At 42.7% G+C, this 20,921-nt stretch carries 4 protein-coding genes; 3 read left to right on the forward strand and 1 reads right to left on the reverse strand.

Annotated features, from left to right (window positions below):
• A partial coding sequence (gene ffh / locus IH598_09030) for a signal recognition particle protein (protein MBE0638652.1) occupies positions 1-1,334 on the reverse strand: 1,334 nt, incomplete at its 3' end.
• Between the two features lie 478 nt (positions 1,335-1,812).
• Here ffh and IH598_09035 point away from each other — a divergent pair.
• The 3 genes from IH598_09035 (at position 1,813) to IH598_09045 (ending at position 20,844) form a co-directional block, all read left to right on the forward strand.
• On the forward strand, positions 1,813-10,767 hold the full coding sequence (locus tag IH598_09035) for an HYR domain-containing protein (GenBank protein MBE0638653.1): 8,955 nt from the start codon (positions 1,813-1,815) through the stop codon (positions 10,765-10,767).
• Between the two features lie 141 nt (positions 10,768-10,908).
• On the forward strand, positions 10,909-13,893 hold the full coding sequence (locus tag IH598_09040) for a T9SS type A sorting domain-containing protein (GenBank protein ID MBE0638654.1): 2,985 nt from the start codon (positions 10,909-10,911) through the stop codon (positions 13,891-13,893).
• A 351-nt stretch (positions 13,894-14,244) separates the two neighbouring features.
• Positions 14,245-20,844, forward strand: coding sequence for a T9SS type A sorting domain-containing protein (locus IH598_09045; protein MBE0638655.1), 6,600 nt, complete (start codon positions 14,245-14,247; stop codon positions 20,842-20,844).
• Positions 20,845-20,921: the final 77 nt, after the last annotated feature.

The raw sequence follows: 20,921 nt of genomic DNA on the forward strand, positions 1-20,921 counted from the left end.
CGCGCCCCTTTCATTTGTTGCATCATCTTCATCATTCCTTTGCCACCGTTGGTGGTCATCATGCGCATCATCCTGCGTGTATCGTCAAATTGTTTGATCAGCCGGTTGACTTCCTGGATGTCTGTTCCACTTCCGGAAGCAATTCGTTTACGGCGACTGCCATTGATGATCTTTGGATTTCCGCGTTCACCAGGCGTCATCGAGTAAATAATTGCCTCGACATGTTTAAAGGAATCGTCGTCAAAATCCATATCCTTAATGGCCTTGCCCATGCCGGGGATCATACTCATCAAATCTTTCACATTGCCCATCTTTTTGATCTGTTTGATCTGAGAAAGGAAGTCGTTGAAATCAAATTGATCTTTAGCAATCTTTTTCTGCAACTTTCTGGCTTCCTCTTCATCAAACTGTTCTTGTGCTTTCTCGACCAAAGAAACGATGTCGCCCATTCCCAGTATCCTGTCGGCCATTCGCTTGGGGTAAAAGACGTCGAGCGCTTCGATTTTTTCACCGATACCGACAAATTTGATGGGTTTGCTTACAACAGCCCGGATGGTCAGGGCTGCACCACCACGTGTGTCACCATCCAGTTTTGTCAAAACAACACCGTCATAATTCAACCGATCATGAAATGTTTTAGCTGTGTTCACTGCATCCTGACCAGTCATGGCATCCACCACGAACAAAGTCTCCTGTGGTTTCAGGATGTCCTTCACAGCCGCAATCTCGTTCATCATTTGCTCATCAATGGCCAGACGACCAGCGGTATCAACGATTACGACATTGTAGTTTTTCTCTTTAGCATATGAAACTGAATTCCTGGCGATTTTTACAGGTTCTTTGCTCCCCTCTTCAGTATAAACCTCCACCCCAATATTTTGTCCAAGCACCTGTAACTGATTAATAGCAGCAGGGCGATAAACATCTCCGGCGACAAGCAGAGGCCGTCTCCCCTTTTTTTGCTTCAGATAATTGGCCAGTTTGGCAGAGAATGTGGTTTTACCTGAACCCTGGAGACCTGCAATAAGAATGACAGCGGGTTCACCTTTAATATTAAGGTCTGCATGCTCGCCACCCATTAGTTCGGTCAGGTTGTCGTGCACGATCTTAATCATCAGTTGACCGGGGGAAATTGCAGTAAGTACATTTTGGCCAAGGGCTTTTACTTTGACCTCATCAGTAAATTGCTTGGCAATTTTATAGCTTACATCGGCATCAAGCAGCGCTTTACGCACCTCCTTAAGCGTTTCTGCAACATTGATCTCGGTAATCTGCCCCTGGCCTTTCAGAATTTTGAACGATCGTTCTAATTTTTCGCTTAAACTTTCAAACATATCTCTTGTCGAATGTTAATTCATTGTTAAATGTTAAAGATGCGCAAAAATAGGTCATTTTATCAACATACTGGTTTACAATTTCCCTACCTGTGACGACGGAGAATATGGTATTAATAATTATTAAAAAGTACTCTATCCAATCAAAAAGCATTATCTTAGCGCCGAAAATCAATAGTGTAAGCATGGCTTAACATATTTACCAATAACATTTAATTGTCAATTCAATTTTAAAGAGTGATCGTTTTTGTGTTTTTTCAGGAGGGATTTTCAATGCATTTGACCTGATTTTCAACCATGGTTGTTAATAAGTGGGTTAAAATTGTTAATAATTACAAAAAAAGTCATTTTTTTCAGTTTGAATAGGTCAATCTTAATTTTATTGTATATTTGTTCCGCTTTTTGCAAACGCTTTATTTTGCTAACAAATTAGTTTTAATCATTTTAATTATTCAAACCTTAAAAAAAGGAGGATTACATGTTATCTAAAGTTTACAAGTTCAAATTCTTACTGGCGTTACTGCTGGTACCCTTTCTGGTATCGGCCGACCCGCCAGGGTGGGATAAAACAGAAACTCTGTTTACCCATGTATTGACGATTCCCGAGACAGTTACGGGCTTTCCGCTGGCTACCGGGGATTATGTTGGTGTTTTCTTTAATGATGGCGGTAATTTCGTTTGTGGTGGCTCAGTCCTTTACACAAGCGGTGTTGCCAATGCTTTTTCAGCTTTCGGGAATGACCCGATTACACCAGCTAAAGACGGTTTTGACCCCGGTGAGTCATTTTTATGGCGTATTAACCAAGGTGGCGTTGACTTTTGGGTTGATGCAGTGCTGACAGGTCCGGAAACTTTTACAGTTTTTGGCTTTTCAACTGTAGTTAGTCTCAATGGCCCAACGTTAGCAGTCAGTGCCAGTGCGAATCCCACATTATTGTGCGGTGCTGGTGGTGATGTTACCCTGACCGGTGCTTTGATTTCCGGTGGTCCTGTAACTTCCTGGGATTGGTATGATAACGGAAACATGGTCGGTACTGGTGAAGTACTAACGTTATTTGTTGATGAGACTACCAATTTCCGTCTCGAAGCTACCGACGGAGTCGAAGTAGCAGAAGCCTTTGTAACAGTAACTGTTGTTACCGTTGATGCAGGTGACGGCGCCGCATATTGCGACGACATTACCGAAATTTCACTCTCAGGAGCTTCTGCTTCTGATTACATTGCTCTTTCCTGGGAAACATCGGGAAATGGTATGTTTGATAACGCATTTGCTCTCAATCCAATTTACTACCCAAGTGGTGATGATTTGTTGGCTGGTTCAGTGGTATTAACCCTAAATGTTACTACACTGGATTGTGGCTTACTCAGTGATGCCGTAGAATTTACATTCCAGGCTGGACCTTCTATTGACATACTTCCTGACCAGGACTATGTTTGCTATGGAGATAACTATGATTTCACAGGAATGGTAGTTGCTGCTAATTATGACGAACTCCAATGGTTTACTACCAATGGTGCCGGAATATTTGAGCCAAACGAAGAAGTATTAGAACCTATTTATGTTCCTTCACCAACAATTGACTGGCCTCAGTTATGCATTGTTATTGGAGTTACTGCTTCCGCAATTGATCCATGTGAAGTATCCGCTGAAGACTATATGAATCTTTGCTTTGTAGCACCTCCAACAGCTTTTGCCGGAGACCCGTTATCACTTTGCGAAGACAATGCTGTAAGTTACACATTTGCTGATGCACTCGTAACTTTTGATCCTAACTGGAGTCAGGAAATCCTTTGGGAAACTACCGGTGACGGTTCGTTTGATTTTAACAATATTCAAAATCCAACCTACACATTTGGTGCTGGTGATCTTGCCGGAGGCCTAATTGAATTCACATTGACGGCCACTACCCCGGAAGCTTGTGCTCCTGCAGTATCCAATACATCAATTTTCATCCAATTGGAGCCATCTATCAGTATTATTCCAGATGCTTACACAATTTGCGAGGGTGAAAATATGTACTTTGAAGGTTTGGTTGAAGCTTCCAATTATAGCCAGATTCAGTGGTTTACCACTAATGGAGGTGGAACTTTTGATGATGAAGAGCTGTTAGAACCTATTTACACACCAAGTCCGACGATTGATTATCCGCAGACATGTATTATAATAGGTGTAGCTGCTGTTGCTATTGACCCATGTACTGTTTCTGATGAAGATTTCATGGATCTTTGCTTCCAAATGTTACCTGTGGTAGTTGCCGGAGAAGATGCAACTGTTTGTTCACATGAACTTTACACAACAAATCCAACAGTTGAGAATAGCAATGGTCCATACATGTGGACAGTAGCACCTGCTGATGCCGGTGTATTTGCCGATCCAACAGCATTGGTTACTACGTTTAATCCAAGCGCTGCTTACGAAGGACAATTCGTTGTATTGACCTTAACTGCAGGTCCAATTGGTCCGTGTGCTGAAGAAGGATCAGGTTCAATGAATTTGTACATTGAATATGCTCCTTATGTCAATGCAGGCCCGGATATGACGATTTGCTCAAACGAATCTGCTATCATCGAAGGAGAATGCGCTCATGTTGCTTTCACCATGTGGGCAACAACGGGTGACGGATATTTTGTATGTCCTGATTTCTCCTGCGAGCAGGTTGAATATTTCCCCGGCCCGGGCGACCTTGCTGCCGGTTGCGTAACACTTGTGCTGATTGGTTATCCGCTCGATCCTTGTACAATGTTTGTACTTGACAAGATGAAACTTTGCTTTGACCCGGCTCCTGTTGCCAGTGCTGGTCCAGACCAAACCATTTGCGAAGGTGATGTGGCACAACTTGCCGGTACTGCTGAAAACATTTGTGGTATTCAGTGGGTAACCTTAGATGGTACAGGTACTTTCGATGACGAAACCATCCTCAACCCTGTCTATACTCCATCCTTCCAGGATGTTATCTCAGGAACTGTTCATCTGACAATGATTGTTGCAGGTTGTGGTGCTTGCGATTATAGTCTTGAACCTACAATGGCGCTGACCATTCAAAGAACACCTGTTATTGAATTAGGCGATTATAGCTCAATTTGTCAGGATGGTTCCATTTTACTTGACCAGACAGTAGTAACAAACTACACTTCAGTTGAGTGGTCAACACTAGGTGATGGTACATTTGATGATGCTACCTTACTTTTTGCTACCTATACTCCTGGCCCGAATGATATCCTTGCTGAAGGGGTTACACTTTGCCTCACAGCTGAACCAATCGGTCCTTGTACACTTCCTGTACAAGAGTGTGTCGAAATTGATATTCAACAACTGCCTACAATTAATATCATCCCTGATGCAGCAACTATTTGCTACGGAGATGATTTTGATTTCACAGGTTTAGTTGAAGCTGGTAATTATTCTGCTTTGCAATGGTTTACTACCAATGGTGGTGGAATTTTTGATCCTAATGAAACTATTCTCGAGCCAACCTACATTCCAAGCCCGACCATCGACTGGCCACAGGTTTGTATTGTAATTGGTGTTGTTGCTTCTCCACTTGATCCATGTACTCTGTCTTCAGAGGATTTTATGGATCTTTGCTTCCAGATTCCTCCAACAGTTGATGCCGGTGACGATGCAACCATTTGCGAAGATGCCACCTATACATTAGCACCTGTTATTGAAAATGGTGGTACTGTCCTTTGGGAAACCAATGGTGATGGAACATTTGATGATCCTACGCTTGCAAATGCGACTTACACACCAGGTGTTGATGATAAAGCCAATGGATCTGCAATTTTGACCATTACAGTGCAGGGTCTCTCAACTTGCGAACCTGTTGATGATTATCTAACATTATACTTCCAGTTGCTTCCTATAGCCAGTGCTGGTGGTGATCAGACTGTTTGTGAACAACTTTGCACACCGCCGTGGACAAACGGACCTGTTTACCTTGAAGGTGCTGTTGAAAATGCTTGTGGTTCATTTTGGTCAACTGCCGGTGATGGTACGTTTAACGATCCATCATTGCTGGATGCAGTTTATGTATTGGGTGATGGTGACATTGCTGCTGGTTCAGTAGTGTTGACACTTACAGCTATGCCTTGTGACCCATGTACAGTTGCTGATACCGACGAAATCACTGTTACTGTTCAGTACTTCCCGATTGCTGATGCCGGTCCTGACCAAACTATTTGCGAAGGTGCTGTTGCTCAACTTGACGGAGAAGCCGAATATGAAAGTGGAGTATTCTGGGATTATGCATTACAGGGCGAAGGTGATGGTACTTTCAGCAACAAGCTGATCGAAGACCCAACCTATACACCAGGCCCGGGAGATATCGAATTAGGTTATGTAGAACTGATCATGGTTGCTTTCGCTATCGATCCATGTAGTTATCCAGATGCAGATATTATGACCTTGTACATTACTAAACAACCTGTTGTATATGCTGGTGAAGATGCCACCATTTGCGAAGGTGAATCACACGAGTTGGCTGATGCTACTGCCGAGTATTATGTTACTGTTGAATGGACAGCAGATCCGGCAGACTTTGGTTCATTTGATGATCCAACGATTGTAAACCCGGTATTTACTCCGTTCCCAGGAAAAACAGGTTTCGTAACCCTTACACTGGAAGCGTTTGACGGACCAGAATGTGCCGGAGGTGTTTACACTGACAGCAAATCACTCTTTGTAAATGATGAGCCAAAGATCAGCTTCGGTTTCAATGGTATTGAAGCTGGCTGGAATGCAAACTTCGAATATTGCTTCGGTACTGAAGTAGGCGTAACATTGTTTGCTTATTACGGAGGTACTGCACCTTATGAAGTTACTTATACAATTAATGGAGGTACACCTGTTACAGTTGGTGGTCTCTTTGTTGGAGATTACATTGCTGCACCTCAGGTTTATGCTCCCGGCGTTTACAATCTTGTTGTCACCAGTATTACTGATGCCAACGATTGCGAAGCCGGAGCTGCATTCCTTGCATTATGCACTGCCACAATCACTGTTTGGGAAGAAGTTACTTTGGAATGCCCGGACGATGTTCTCGTAGGCAACGATCCTGGTTTATGTGGTGCTGAAGTTGCATTTGAAGCTACAGTTGCCGGAGAACCTGAACCAATCACTGTAGTCTACTCAGTAGCCGGTATGCCCATTTCTTCACCATATTTCTTTGAAGTAGGGACTACAACAGTTGATGTCTTGGTTGAAAACATTTGTGCAGCAATCACCTGCAGCTTTACAGTAACTGTTGAAGATACTGAAGGTCCTGCTATTGATTGTGTTGCTGATCAGGATAAATTTACTGATCCGGGTGAATGTTTCTACACAGTAGTTGGTACTGAGTTCGATGCTGTTGTCACCGATAATTGCATCGGATCAATCGAGGTTTCAAACGACTTCAATGGCCTTGAAACACTCGCTGGCGCTGCATTCCCAACTGGAGTTACTGAAGTGATCTGGACTGCTGAAGACATTGCCGGAAACGTAGCAACTTGTGGTTTCACTGTTACTGTTACTGATAGCGAATTGCCAACAATCACATGTCCTGCTGATATTAACCAAACTGCAGACGCAGGTTTATGTGGAGCTTATATCCAGGATCTTGGCACACCTGTAACAGATGACAACTGTGGTGTGGAAGAAGTCTATAATAATGGTACAGGATTCTATCCTGTGGGAACAACCATCGTAACCTGGACAGTTGTTGATGTTAATGGCAATGAGGCCACTTGTGACCAAATGATCACAGTTACCGACGATGAACTGCCAACTATCGAATGCCCTGCTGATATTGAAGTTACAGCAGATGCAGGTGAATGTTTTGCAACTAATGTGGACCTTGGTATGCCAATGGTAAGTGATAATTGTGGTACAGTTACACCAACCAACAATGCACCGCTTGAGTTCCCTGTTGGCACAACTACTGTTACCTGGACTGTCTTTGACGTGAATGGTAATTCAGCAACTTGCGATCAATTAGTGGTGGTAACTGACGACGAATTGCCAACCATTGTATGTCCTGCAGATATCATGCAGACTGCTGATGCCGGTGAATGCTTTGCAACTGTAGATCTTGGCACACCTGTAACTGATGATAATTGTGGTGTAGCCAGTGTTACCAATGACGCTCCTGCTACCTTCCCGGTTGGTGTTACCACTGTTACCTGGATGGTAGTTGATGTGAATGGTAATGAAGCTACATGTGAGCAGGTGGTTACTGTAACTGATGATGAACTGCCGACTATTGTTTGCCCGGCTGACATCGCACAGACAGCTGATGCTGGTGTATGCTATGCTATTATTACCGATTTAGGATTACCGGTAGTTGATGATAACTGTGGAGTTGAAGAGTATTATAATGATGCTCCTCTTAACAATGAATATCCTGTTGGATCAACCATTGTAACCTGGACCGTAATTGATATTCATGGTAACGAGGCCACTTGTGAACAGGAAGTTGTCGTAACTGACGATGAACTGCCAACTATCGAATGCCCTGCTGATGTTGAAGTTACAGCAGATGCAGGTGAATGTTTTGCAACTAATGTGGACCTTGGTATGCCAATGGTAAGTGATAATTGTGGTACAGTTACACCAACCAATAATGCACCACTAGAGTTCCCGGTAGGCACAACTACTGTTACCTGGACTGTCTTTGACGTGAATGGTAATTCAGCAACTTGCGATCAATTAGTGGTTGTAACTGACGACGAATTGCCAACCATTGTATGTCCTGCAGATATCATGCAGACTGCTGATGCCGGTGAATGCTTTGCAACTGTAGACCTCGGCACACCTGATACTGATGATAACTGCGGAGTAGCCAGTGTTACCAATGACGCTCCTGCTACCTTCCCGGTTGGTGTTACCACCGTTACCTGGATGGTAGTTGATGTGAATGGTAATGAAGCTACATGTGAGCAGGTTGTTACTGTAACTGATGATGAACTGCCAACCATTATATGTCCTGCAGATATCGAAGTTTCAAACGACCTTACATACTGCGGTGCCTATATCCAGGATCTTGGTACACCAGTTTATGATGACAATTGTGGTATCGAAGAAGTTTATAATAACGGTAGCGGATTCTATCCGGTAGGTACAACCACTGTAATCTGGACTGTTATTGATATTCATGGAAATGAAGCAACCTGTGAGCAATTGGTTACTGTAAATGATGACGAAGCTCCTGTTATTACACTGCTTGGTGATGATAACATCGAACTTTGTGAAGGCGACATTTATGTTGACGCCGGTGCAACTGCTTATGACAATTGCGATGGTGATATCACTGCTTTGATTGTAACCGTTAATCCTGTCAACACGGCTGTAGCTGGAGTTTACACCGTGACCTATAATGTATCTGATCTTGCCGGTAATGCAGCTGTAGAAGTCACACGTACCGTGACTGTTTATGCCGCTCCAATTGCCAACGCCGGTGGTAATGCTACTATCTGCGAAACCGACAATTATGTAACAACAACTGCATCAGTTCAATTTGCTACTGATGTATTGTGGGAAACCAGTGGAGACGGATTCTTTGAAGATGATGCTTTACTCGTTACTACATATTATCCTGGTCCAGAAGATTTGGAAGCTGGAGTTGTTACCCTTTGTCTGACAGCTACCTTCCCGAACGGCCCATGTGGTAATGTTTCAGATACAGATTGTATGATTCTAACCTTCGATCCGATACCAGAAGCTTATGCTGGAATGGATGACCTGATTTGTGAAGGTGATGAATTTGATCTTGACCTTGCTACAGCAGCTAACTACAGTTCACTGATGTGGACAGGTGGTGATGGTACATTCGATCCGTCAGCAGATGTTTTGAACCCGACTTATGTTCCTGGTCCAACTGACCTTGCAAATGGTGGAGTTCAATTGTGCCTTACCGCATATGCTGCTGGCGCCTGCACCGAACCTGCCGTTTCATGTCTCTACCTGACAGTAGTTCCGAATCCTACAATCGACCTTGCTCCGGAAGCTGAACTTTCATGCGAGAACTATGACTTTGTAAATAGTGAGTGGTTACCGATCGAAGTGTGTGCTATTGTTGAAAATGCTGACTACGTTCAGTGGTCAACAAATGGTGATGGCTCATTCGATGACCCAATGTCCGCTTGCACAAACTACAACCTCGGTGATAATGACGTATGGGCTCAAATGATTACATTAACACTCGAAGCTTATGGCCCGGGTTCATGTAACTTTGTTGCTTCCGCTACCATCAATATTTATATTCCGACTCAAATTATTCTTATCGACGATCCTACATGGTGGGGTGTTTCATCCTTTGTTGCTAAGAGTGCAACCTCAGTACCGGATGTTATGTTCCCATCAGTACTCTACCCGGGATCTGACGCTCTTGTTATCCAGATCAATAAAGGCGGTCAATACTACTGGCCGGAGCCAACACCTCCGATCAACCAGCTCGGTAACTGGCAGCCCATTGGTTACAAAGCCAAATTCAAGAAAGAAACCTGTATCCCGATTTATGGTGATGTAGTTTCTGACTTTAGCTTCGAAGTTGGTGGACCTCAGTTGTTTACCTATGTTCCTGTACTGACAAACGTTGTTACTCCTATTGCTGATCTGTTCGCAGGTCACCTGCAGGATATCTTGTTGATCTACGACTGGAACGAAGCTGCACTCTGGACTGAATTTGCTGCTGATTTTGAAGAGTTGGTTCCAGGAAAAGCTTATCTACTTGTTAGAAAAGTTGGTACCGCACCATACACCGTTACATTCCCTGCATTTGATCCAACTGCTGGTCCTGGAGCAAAAGCTGGCGCTAAGAGCGTAATGTCATTCAACTCACCATGGAATGAGGTAATCAACACTGCTCAAACTCACTTCATCCTCTTCGCTGATCAGGTTCTTGATCAAATGCAGCCAGGCGATGTACTCGGTGCATTCAATAGTTCCAATCAGTGTGTCGGTGTATCTGAATTTGCAAGCAGAGACAACCTGATGAAACTGTTGGCAATGGGTAATGATCCATTATCTGATGTCATCAACGGTTTTGAAACTGGCGAAGACATGATCTTCAAACTCTATCGTCCATCATCCGGCGAAACATTCGATGTAGTATTTACATACGATGTTCAATTCCCGAATAATGACAATACATTTGAAGTCAATGGTGTTTCCCGCGCAGTGGGTATGTCAATGACTGCTACTTCTATTGGTAATCAGCCTGCTGATTTCAATGTTAACGTGTTCCCGAACCCTGCAACCGATGTTATCAATATCGTTTCTGATTACTCAATCACGAACGTTTCATTGGTCAACTATGTAGGTCAGACCGTTTACAATGAATCAGTAAGTGGCAATAACTTCCAGATCAATGTTTCAACCTACGCTACAGGAATGTACTTCGTACGTATCGAAACATCAGAAGGAACAGTAGTTACCAAAAGAATTGCAATTAAGTAATCATTAATTTGAATCCTTTTTAAAAGGGGGCTTGCTCATGCTTGCCCTCTTTTTTTATTTTAATTTTTCATAAAATGATGCTTAACTTGCAGGTTAGTATTAATTTTACACAAAATTTATCAGGCTAATTTTCTCGTTATTATGAAAACCCTTTTGTTTTCGATTGTTTTTTTATTTATCAGCATTAAAGCCATTTTTCCACAAGGACTCCCTCCCGGATGGGACTATGTTCCCACTCCAACCACACATATCATTTCAATTCCTCTTGCATGTAATCCAAAAATCAATGATTATTCCTTGCAACCCGGAGATTACATCGGTGTTTTTTATGTGAATGGAAGTGGAGGCTTGTCTTGTGGAGGCGCTATCGAATGGACCGGTATCCAGAACACTGGAATCATTGCCTTTGGTAATGACTCATTCACACCGGAAAAAGATGGTTTTTTTAACAACGAAGTCATTAATTATAAGGTGTATTCCTGGAGTGTGCAAAACACCTACGATGCTGTTGTCACTTGTAATCCCAATTTACCCAACACCTGTCTTAATTTTGTTCCAAATGGGTTATCCGGTTTGGCATCTCTTGACGCATCAGGATTTTACATTGTGGTCGAAGCGTCTGAAACATCGATCTGTTCAGGTACATCCGTCCAGTTGAATGCAATTCCCTCCGGAGGTTCTGGCGGTTATACCTATAGTTGGACTTCAGTTCCGGTTGGTTTCTCATCCAATATTGCCAACCCAACCGTTTCACCTGCGGTCACCACAGAATATTTTTGTCAGGTCACCAACGGTTCCAATTCATTAACTGCAAAGGTTTTGGTAGAAGTGATCCCGGCTCCTGTTGCAATCTCCGGGGCTGATCTAAGCATTTGCGATGGAGAAACTGCTCAGTTAAATGGCGTTGTTGAAAATGCAACCTCTTTTTCCTGGAGTAGCAGCGGAGATGGCACATTCTCGAATAGTGCTGTTTTAAATCCGGTTTACACACCTGGACCAAATGATATTTTAAGCGGGGCTGTTCAACTGTGCCTTACAGCCACAAGTGTGCCGGCATGTCCGGAATCCAGCGATTGTCTGATTCTAACCATCTATCCCCTTCCAGTTGTAACTTTAAACGCTTTTCCGGATTATTGCTCTGGTGATCCTGCTTTCGATTTATATGGCGGATCGCCTGGAGGTGGCATTTATTATGTTAATGGTATTCCTTCAGTAGTATTCTCTCCATCAGACCCTGGCATTTATAATATCGTTTATGAATATGTAAATGCTAATGGGTGCTCTGATACGGCAATGCAGCAGCTAATAGTCCATCCATTACCAGTTGTTGAGTGCCCGGATGATTTTACAGTTTGTTGCAACAGTAGCCCAATTCAGCTCAATTCAGCCACACCTCCCGGAGGAATCTACAGTGGAAACGGAGTTATCGGAGGAGTGTTTACTCCGGATTGTAACAATACCGGAAACTTTCCAATTACCTACGCTTACACTGACCCCAATACAAGTTGTGAAAATTCCTGCTCTTTCGTCATAACTGTTGCTCCTTTACCTGTGGTGGCTTGTCCATCGAATTATCAGGTTTGTATTAATACTCCTGCATTTGCGTTAACTGGCGCGATACCTTCAAATGGTTCTTATTCCGGACCAGGAGTAAATCAAAATATCTTTTATCCAGCTATTGCAGGAATTGGTATCCATCAGATTACGTACAACTACACCGACCCAAATGGTTGCCCGGGCTCCTGTTTTTTTACTATCCAGGTTAATCCGTTACCTTCTGTCAATGCTGGCTTTCCGCAGGTATTTATCATATTGCCAACTACAACGGTGATTCTTTCTGATGCTACAGCTGCTAATTTCACTGCCATTCAATGGAGTACATCAGGTTCCGGAACATTTAACGATCCAACTTTGATCAATCCGGAATACACTTTAAGTGACGATGACATACTGGCTGGATCAGTGGAATTAACTTTGACCGGGATAAATGATTGTGGTTCAGTGTCCGACAACATCGAAATTATTATCAACGAATGTCAACCGGCTGTTGTTGATGCAGGCGAAGATGGTACCATCTGTGAGGATGCAGTGTTTACTATTTCAGATGCGAATGCACTATTTTACGAATCCTTGCTGTGGTCAAATAATGGAGGAGATGGTCAATTCAACGATCCAACTTTGTTAAACCCAAGTTATACTCCCGGGGAAAATGATATTGAAGCCGGATCTGTTTTACTTACCCTTACTGCCTATCCGTTAGAAGTATGTGATACTGTGACTGACAGTAAATTATTGACAATTGTATTGTTGCCTGCTGCGTATTCAGGTTTGGATCAAACTATTTGCGAAGATGGAGAAGTCAGTTTGTCCGGTGAAGCTTATCATCATTCATTCATTTTATGGACAACCAATGGAGATGGTGCCTTTGAGGATCCGGAAGACCTTCAAACACAATACTATCCGGGTGTAAATGATATAGCTTTTCAGGAAGTTGTGATTACCCTGACTGTTTTTCCTCTGGCGCCATGTGCTGAAACAGCCAATGATGAAATGATGGTTTCAATCACAAAATTGCCTCAGGTTGATGCCGGTGACGATGTAACCATCCCTGTTGGTGAAACATTGCAATTGAGTGCTGTTGCATCTGACTATTTTCTGGTACTTTGGTCAACTTCCGGTGACGGGACATTTAATGCTTATGATATCCTTAACCCGATCTATACCCCGGGAACGGAGGATATTCAAAATGCAGGTGCAACACTTGCCCTGACAGCGTTTCCTCTGGCTCCGTGTACAATCCAGATTACTGATGATTTGGAACTCTCCATCGACACACTTACAACTATTCGTCCCTTTGCAAATGAAGGCAAGGTCAGGATTTATCCTAATCCTGCAACTACTGAAATATTCATACATATCGGTCATTTACCGGGTAATGAGTTGAAAATTGAGCTATTCGATTTGAATGGTAGAGTAGTGTTTGAGGAGAATTTGAAAAGGAATGGTATGGAAAATGAATTCAGATACTCGATCAGCACCTCCGAATTTCCCATCGGGGTATACATGATCAGGTTAAAGAATGAACATTTTTATTTTCTCGGGAAAATCAAACTGATCAAATCATGAGTTTTGTTTTTTTTAACAAAATAAAAAGGCCAATTTTTTTTCTCAATATTAGTAATTAAAGTTTATATTTGCACTCTGAGAATTAGTGGAAGGAGGATAAAAAAGCAGTGTTTTTTTTACATAGTGATTGATTTTGTATCAATTAAACAACTTTTTTGGTATCGCTGTCTGCGTTGATTTTAAGGGGTTTTTGCAGAATTTCAAAGATCACCTTGATTTGATGACAGAATTTGAAATTAAAAAAAGTTAAAAACATTAGCTGTGATCGGATTAATAGTTCTATATTTGTTTGCGAAAAGCGGAATTTTCTTAACCTAAATTTAATACAAATCTTTAAAAAAGGAGGATTACATGTTTTTAAAAGTTTACAAATCAAGAGTATGGATTATGCTCTTTATGTTGCTTCCCTTTATTGGGAACGCACAAATCCCTGGCCTACCGCCGGGATGGGGATTTACCCTGAATCCCACCTCAGCTACCTATGCAATACCCACCACCGTTGCTTTTACCGGTGTTGATGCATTGCAAGCCGGCGACTGGATCGGCGCGTTTTACGAAGATGACGGGGAATTGTATTGTGCCGGCGCCATTGAATGGCTTGGCACAGGTAACGTTGCCCTCGTTGCTTTCGGTAACGATGATCTGGAGCCCACTAAAAATGGTTTTGCAGAAAATGAATTAGTACAGTGGAAATTCTATTACTCAACCACATCCGAAGAATTGTGCGTAAAAGCATACGACGACCTTGGCGAAGAATTTAACTGGTCCAATGGCGTACTTGAAGTTGTTGCCAGCTTCGGACCCTGTGTTGAACCACCAGTTTGCCAAACAATTAACCTTTTATCAGGTACACGCTTTTATTCTTCCTACATTCAGACAGATAACATGAACATGTTGGCAATGATGACTCCTGTTCTTGGTAGTTTGAATACAGTAAAAAGTTCTACTGGCGCCACTTTGCGGAAAATTGGACCTAACTGGGTCAATGGTATCGGAAACTGGATTTCAACCGAAGGTTACCTGATTACTATGAATGCAGGCGCTGCACTGGAATTTTGTGGTTCGGTTGTTCCTTTTAATACACCTATTCCATTGACAGGAACTAAAATCGTAAGTTTCCTTCACCAGGCACCAATGAATGCCTTAACCGCATTTACTCCTATATTAGCCCAGTTAAATCAGGTTAAAAATTCAACTGGAGCTACGCTCAGGAAAATTGGACCCAACTGGGTTAATGGTATCGGTAACCTTATTCCAAGTGAAGGTTACTTAGTTACGGTGAATTCTCCGACAACATTAATTTATCCAGCAGCTGATAACACTGTAGCACCTGCACCTGTAAATTCAAATAGTAACACCCGTTCACATTTTACATGGCCGGGAGGTAATGCAGGAGAAAATACCTGGACACTTTACATAGATCAGGCATTATTCAATGGAGTTTCATTGCAGGCAGGTGATGAAGTTGCTATACTTGACGGGAATATTGTTTGCGGTGTTTGGACATTAACAGCAGCCCCAGTTCCTGGAACATTCGCTGAGTTCCTTGTTGCATTTGACGTTTTAGGTAACCTTACCAATGGTTATACACCCGGTAATGCCATTACCTTAAAAGCATACAATGCTGCAACAATGGAAGAAAGCGAAGAATTTACTGTTGAATTTTTCAATCCTTACGGTGATGCCTATACTTTACCCATTTTCCCTGCCACAAATAATGAGTACAGTATTGTTAATATGAACTTCACTACAGAGCAGCCCAATTGTCCAATGCTTGTTTCCGCTGAACCCGGTAATTCACAAGTTGCATTGACATGGACTGGAATTGAAGTTCCTATAAAATCTGAAGTAGAGTTTGAAGAAAAAATTACTCAAACTCGCTCGCATTTTACCTGGCCAGGTGGAAATGCCGGTGAAAATACCTGGACACTTTACATCGACCAGGCATTATTCAATGGAGTTTCGTTACAAGCTGGTGATGAACTGGCAATTTTAGATGGTAGCATTATATGTGGTGTTTGGACATTATCAGCAGCTCCGGTTCCCGGAACCTTTGCAGAGTTTTTGGTAGCCTTTGATGTTTTGGGAAACCTTACCAATGGTTACACGCCCGGTAACGCCATAACAATTAAAGCTTACAATGCTGCCACCATGACCGAGAGTGAGGAATTTCAAATTGAATTCTTCAATCCCTATGGTGATGCCTATACACAATCGGTGTTCCCTGCTACAAACAATGAATACAGTATAGTTAACCTGGCTTTTACCACTGTTCAGCCCTATGTTCCGACTTTCAATGTTTATCAGGATGGCGCCCTCATTGCATCCAATGTTGAAGGGAATACTTACCTGGTAGAAGGTCTGGCAAATGGAACTGAATACTGCTTCACCGTAACCCAACTCCTTGAAGGAGGTGAAGAATCATGCCAGTCTAATGAACTGTGTGCTATTCCAGACGGTTGCGAAAACGTTGTTATCACTAATTTCCCAGAAGCTTTTGAAAACCTCTGTGTTGGAACTAACTTTGAATATGATTTTTCAGGTGTTGTAATTGAAAATGCAGCTTCAGTTGAATGGGTTATTGATCCGGTTGAAGCAGGTGGATGGGTGAACTCATTGTTCGTTTTATTCACTGATTATGTTGGTGAAGTTACAATTTCGGTAACCGGATATGCAACTCCCCCATGTTTAGATGCAACAGCAAGTGTTTCATTTGAAGTCTTTGCACTTCCGGTAATTGAATGCCCTGCTTATGGACCGCTTTGTGAAGGTGGTGACTTTGTTGAGTTTACCGAACCAGGTGTTTTCCACTTTGATGGTGAAGTAATTACTGGTTGGAATCCTTCTGCACCAGGTATGTTCATGATTCATTACATGTACACCGATCCTGAAACAGGTTGCAGCAACGACTGTATGTTCGAAATCGAAGTTATTGCTCTTCCGGTGGTTGATTGCCCTGAAGATCAGGTATTGTGCTACAACGATGAACCATTTGTATTCGGCGACTTCACATTTGATCCATCAATGTACGACCCGGGTGTTTATCCATTCACCTTCACAGCATCCAATGCTTGTGGGACTGTTGAATGTTCTTTCACTATTGAAGTAATCGGTGCTCCTGTTGTAGAATGTCCTGAGGATTTCGAAATTTGCGTAAATGCTGAGCCTTTCGTATTTGGTGAATGGACCTTTGACCCTTCATTATACAATCCAGGTGTTTACAGCTTTACATTTACTGCCGAAAATGAATGTGGTGTTGCTGAATGTACTTTCTACGTAACTGTACTTCCGCTGCCGGAACCACCGGTTTGCCCTGAAGATGCTTTTGTCTGCATTGACGCCGATCCATTCGAAATTGGTGGAATTTTATTCGATCCTGCAGCTTATGGCGCTGGTGAATGGCCTTTCACCCTCACATCTGAAAATGAATGTGGCATTGCTGAATGTACATTCTATGTAACAGTTTTTGGCTTACCTGAAGTTACTTGTCCGGATGCTTTCAGCGTTTATCTCTCAGATCTTCCAATCACTCTGGACGGTGCAATGCCTATGGGCGGTGAATACAGTGGTACTGGCGTATTGGGTAATGATTTCCTTGTTTTCGAAACAGGTGAATATTTAATTACTTATACCTACACTGATGTTGAAACAGGATGTACAAATTTCTGTACATTTGTTATTAACGTAGAAGCAGACCCAATTCCTGAATTGGTATTTGCTAACCTGCAATGGCCGCCAACCAGTGAAATTTGCCTGGATAATTTCCAACCATTAACTGTTTATGGACAGGTTGTGATTGAAAATGGTGTTTTAAATCCTGAAACCGGTTACGAGGGACTTGTTGTTGAATTTGGTATCAGTGGCGAGAATACAGATCCTGCCACCTGGACTACCTGGTATCCTTCAACGGGTTTTGGTTTTGGTGGTTTTAACGGACAACCCGAATACTCTGGTCAAATTGGTGATGGCCTGGTTGCCGGTACCTATTATTATGCTACCAAGTTCACCTTCGATGATATGGTTTACTATGGTGGTTTTGATGGCGGTTTCTGGGATGGTATAAATAACGTTTCCGGAGTATTAACCGTAATTGAATTCTGCGGTATTCCTCCATGCAGCATTGAATGGGCGAACGTACAATGGCCAGAGTCAGGAGAAATCTTTGTAGGTGATGATTTCGACGTTTATGCACAGGTTTACTCTGCAAACTATCCTGGACAAGAAATTCCAGGTATGTCAGCATGGGTTGGTTATTCAACTGAAAATGTTGATCCTTCATTATTTACCAACTGGGTACCGGCTACATTGAATGTCATTGCCGGGAATAACTCAGAATACGTAGCCAACATTGGTGCTGCAATCATGGAGGACGGTACTTACTACTATGCAAGCCGCTTCCAGTGCTTAGATGGCGATTTTGTGTATGGTGGTATTGGCGGATTCTGGGATAACAATTCCGGAGTTTTAATCGTAAATCCATTGGAGTGTGAAGTTACATGTCCTGAAGACTTTGAAGTTTGCATCAATGGCGGGTCTTTCGTTCTTGCTGGTGCTGAACCCACAGGTGGCGAATATACCGGTGTTGGCGTGATGGATGGCATGTTCTATCCTGAAGTAGCTGGTGAAGGTGTACACGAGATTACCTATACTTTCGATTGCGGTAATGGACTGATTGCATCATGCGTATTTGAAATTACTGTGCTTGGATTACCGGTTGTAGAATGTCCAGAAGATCAGGTATTGTGCTACAACGATGAGCCATTTGTATTCGGCGAATTCGTATTTGATCCATCGATGTACGATCCGGGTGTTTACCCATTCACCTTCACAGCAGAAAATGAATGCGGTGTTGCAGAATGTTCCTTCACCATTGAAGTAATTGGCGCCCCGGTTGCCGAATGTCCTGAAGATATCGCAGTATGTATCGATGCTGAACCATTTGAATATGGTGGCTATGCAATTGATCCAGCTTTGCTTGGCGCAGGAGTTCATGAATTTGTTGTAGAAGCATCAAATCAATGTGGAACCGACGTTTGTTCCTTCTTTGTTACTGTAAATGCATTACCTGTTTTGACAGAGGTTGGCCTTGAGGTAACTGAAGATGGTGAAGTATGGATGCCGGTTGATGGCGGTCTGGCTGAAGGTTATGAGCTTTGTATTAACCCTGCATCAGCTGGTTATGCACTCAATATTGCTTCACTGATGTCAGAACCTGCGCTTGCCGAAGGTTATTATGGATTCTATGTGACCACCTATCCTGATGGATACTTTGAATACTGGGATGGCCGTGGCGTTAACGCCGGAGCTGCTCCCGGTTCATGGCAAGAGTGGATGTGGTGGATTATCAATGGTAATCAGCCCATCTTCTATATCGGCGTAAATGATGGTTTCATGCTGGTTGATGGTCTCAAGAAAGATTATTCGGGTGAAATTACTTACCTGGTATTACCTGGCGATTATCCGGCAGGCGCTTATACATTTGAAGGTATGGTTGAGGATGCTAATGGTTGCATGTCTGAACTGATTGTTGTAGGTATGACTTTCAACTCTTACGCAGTAATTGTAGAACAACCGGTAGATGTTTCTGTTCTTTGGGGAATGGATGCTGAATTCACCGTTGTTGCAGAGAATGCTGAAGAATATCAATGGTATGGTCCAAATGGAATGATCGATGGGGCTACTGAAGCTACCCTAACACTGTTTGCAGTAACTTTGGAGGACGAAGGTGGTTACTATGTTGAAGTTACCAATGGATGTGATCCTGACAGATTAATTTCCATGACTGCTTTCCTCACTGTTCTTCCCTGGACTCAGGTTATCGACCTGAACGGCGCTGTAAATGGTATGTCAACCTACCTTGATTTGTTGGAAGATGACATTGCAACCATAGTTGCTCCGATCATCGCAGACCTGCAGTATGTTGAGTTTTATCAACCAAACACCGTTTATGTCCCAGGAGCAATGTCATTCCCATGGAATGAGGAAAAAGGAGCAAAAACTGGCCTGAGTGGTGGTTATCCAACTTCACTTACTGTGACTGGTTATCCTACATTAGGAACTGTAGTCGACCTGCCAGCTGGATGGTCAATTATGCCAGTTTGGAGTCAGGGCGTTGTCCTTGCTGCTGATGTATTTGGTCCATTGGGTGCTCAGTTAATCGCTGCCTTTAGTATTGACTACTCTGGTGTATACTGGCCACAGTATAGTGTATACTCATTAGAGTATCTTGTTCCTGGAAGCGCTTACCTGGTTGCTCTTGCCAGCCCGGGATCTGTTGATTTCAATGTTCCGCTTGTAAAAGCTGCAACACCGGGTTATGTATCTATGCCAGCAAATACAACCACATGGAAAACTGTTCAAATGACAGGTGTACAACACAACATTGCGCTCACCGCTGATGCACTTGCTCAGTTGAGAGTTGGCGACGTTGTGGGTGCTTTCAACCAGGATGGCAGTATTGCCGGTATGGTTGAAATTACCAACCTGAAAGATAATGCCGTAATCAGAGTGTATGGTAACGAGTTTACCTCGAAATCTGTTAACGGTTTTGTTGCAGGTGATGTACTGACATTCAAGGTTTACCGTGATGGTGAGGTAATTGATCTCACAGCTACATTCGATCCTAATATGCCAAATACTGATGTATTTGCAGAAAACGGATTGTCAGCTATCATTAGCCTGAAGGCTGGTGTTACAGCAATCAATGACCTTACAGCCGAACTTACTGTTAACCTCTTCCCGAATCCTGCTAAAGATTTCGTTAATATCGAGACTAATTTTGAAATCAGGAATCTGAAAGTTGTTAACTATGTTGGTCAAGTTGTATTTGATCAGGAAATTGATCAGGTCAACTTCCAGATCAATACCTCCAATTTTGGTCCCGGAATGTACTTTGTACAAATCCAAACCACTGATGGAGTTGTAGTAACTAAAAGACTTACTGTTAATTAATCAGTAGTCCTCACATAAGTTTTAAGGGGGAATCTTCATGGTTCCCCCTTTTTTTATTAAAGGTTAGGCCATGCTTA

The sequence above is a fragment of the Bacteroidales bacterium genome (genome assembly GCA_014860585.1).
In the GTDB taxonomy this organism is placed as follows: domain Bacteria; phylum Bacteroidota; class Bacteroidia; order Bacteroidales; family 4484-276; genus RZYY01.

Bases quoted from the DNA above. Each gene is read 5' to 3' on its own strand.
- IH598_09040 (MBE0638654.1), top strand. From the start codon at position 10,909: ATGAAAACCCTTTTGTTTTCGATTGTTTTTTTATTTATCAGCATTAAA.
- IH598_09035 (MBE0638653.1), top strand. From the start codon at position 1,813: ATGTTATCTAAAGTTTACAAGTTCAAATTCTTACTGGCGTTACTGCTG.
- IH598_09045 (MBE0638655.1), top strand. From the start codon at position 14,245: ATGTTTTTAAAAGTTTACAAATCAAGAGTATGGATTATGCTCTTTATG.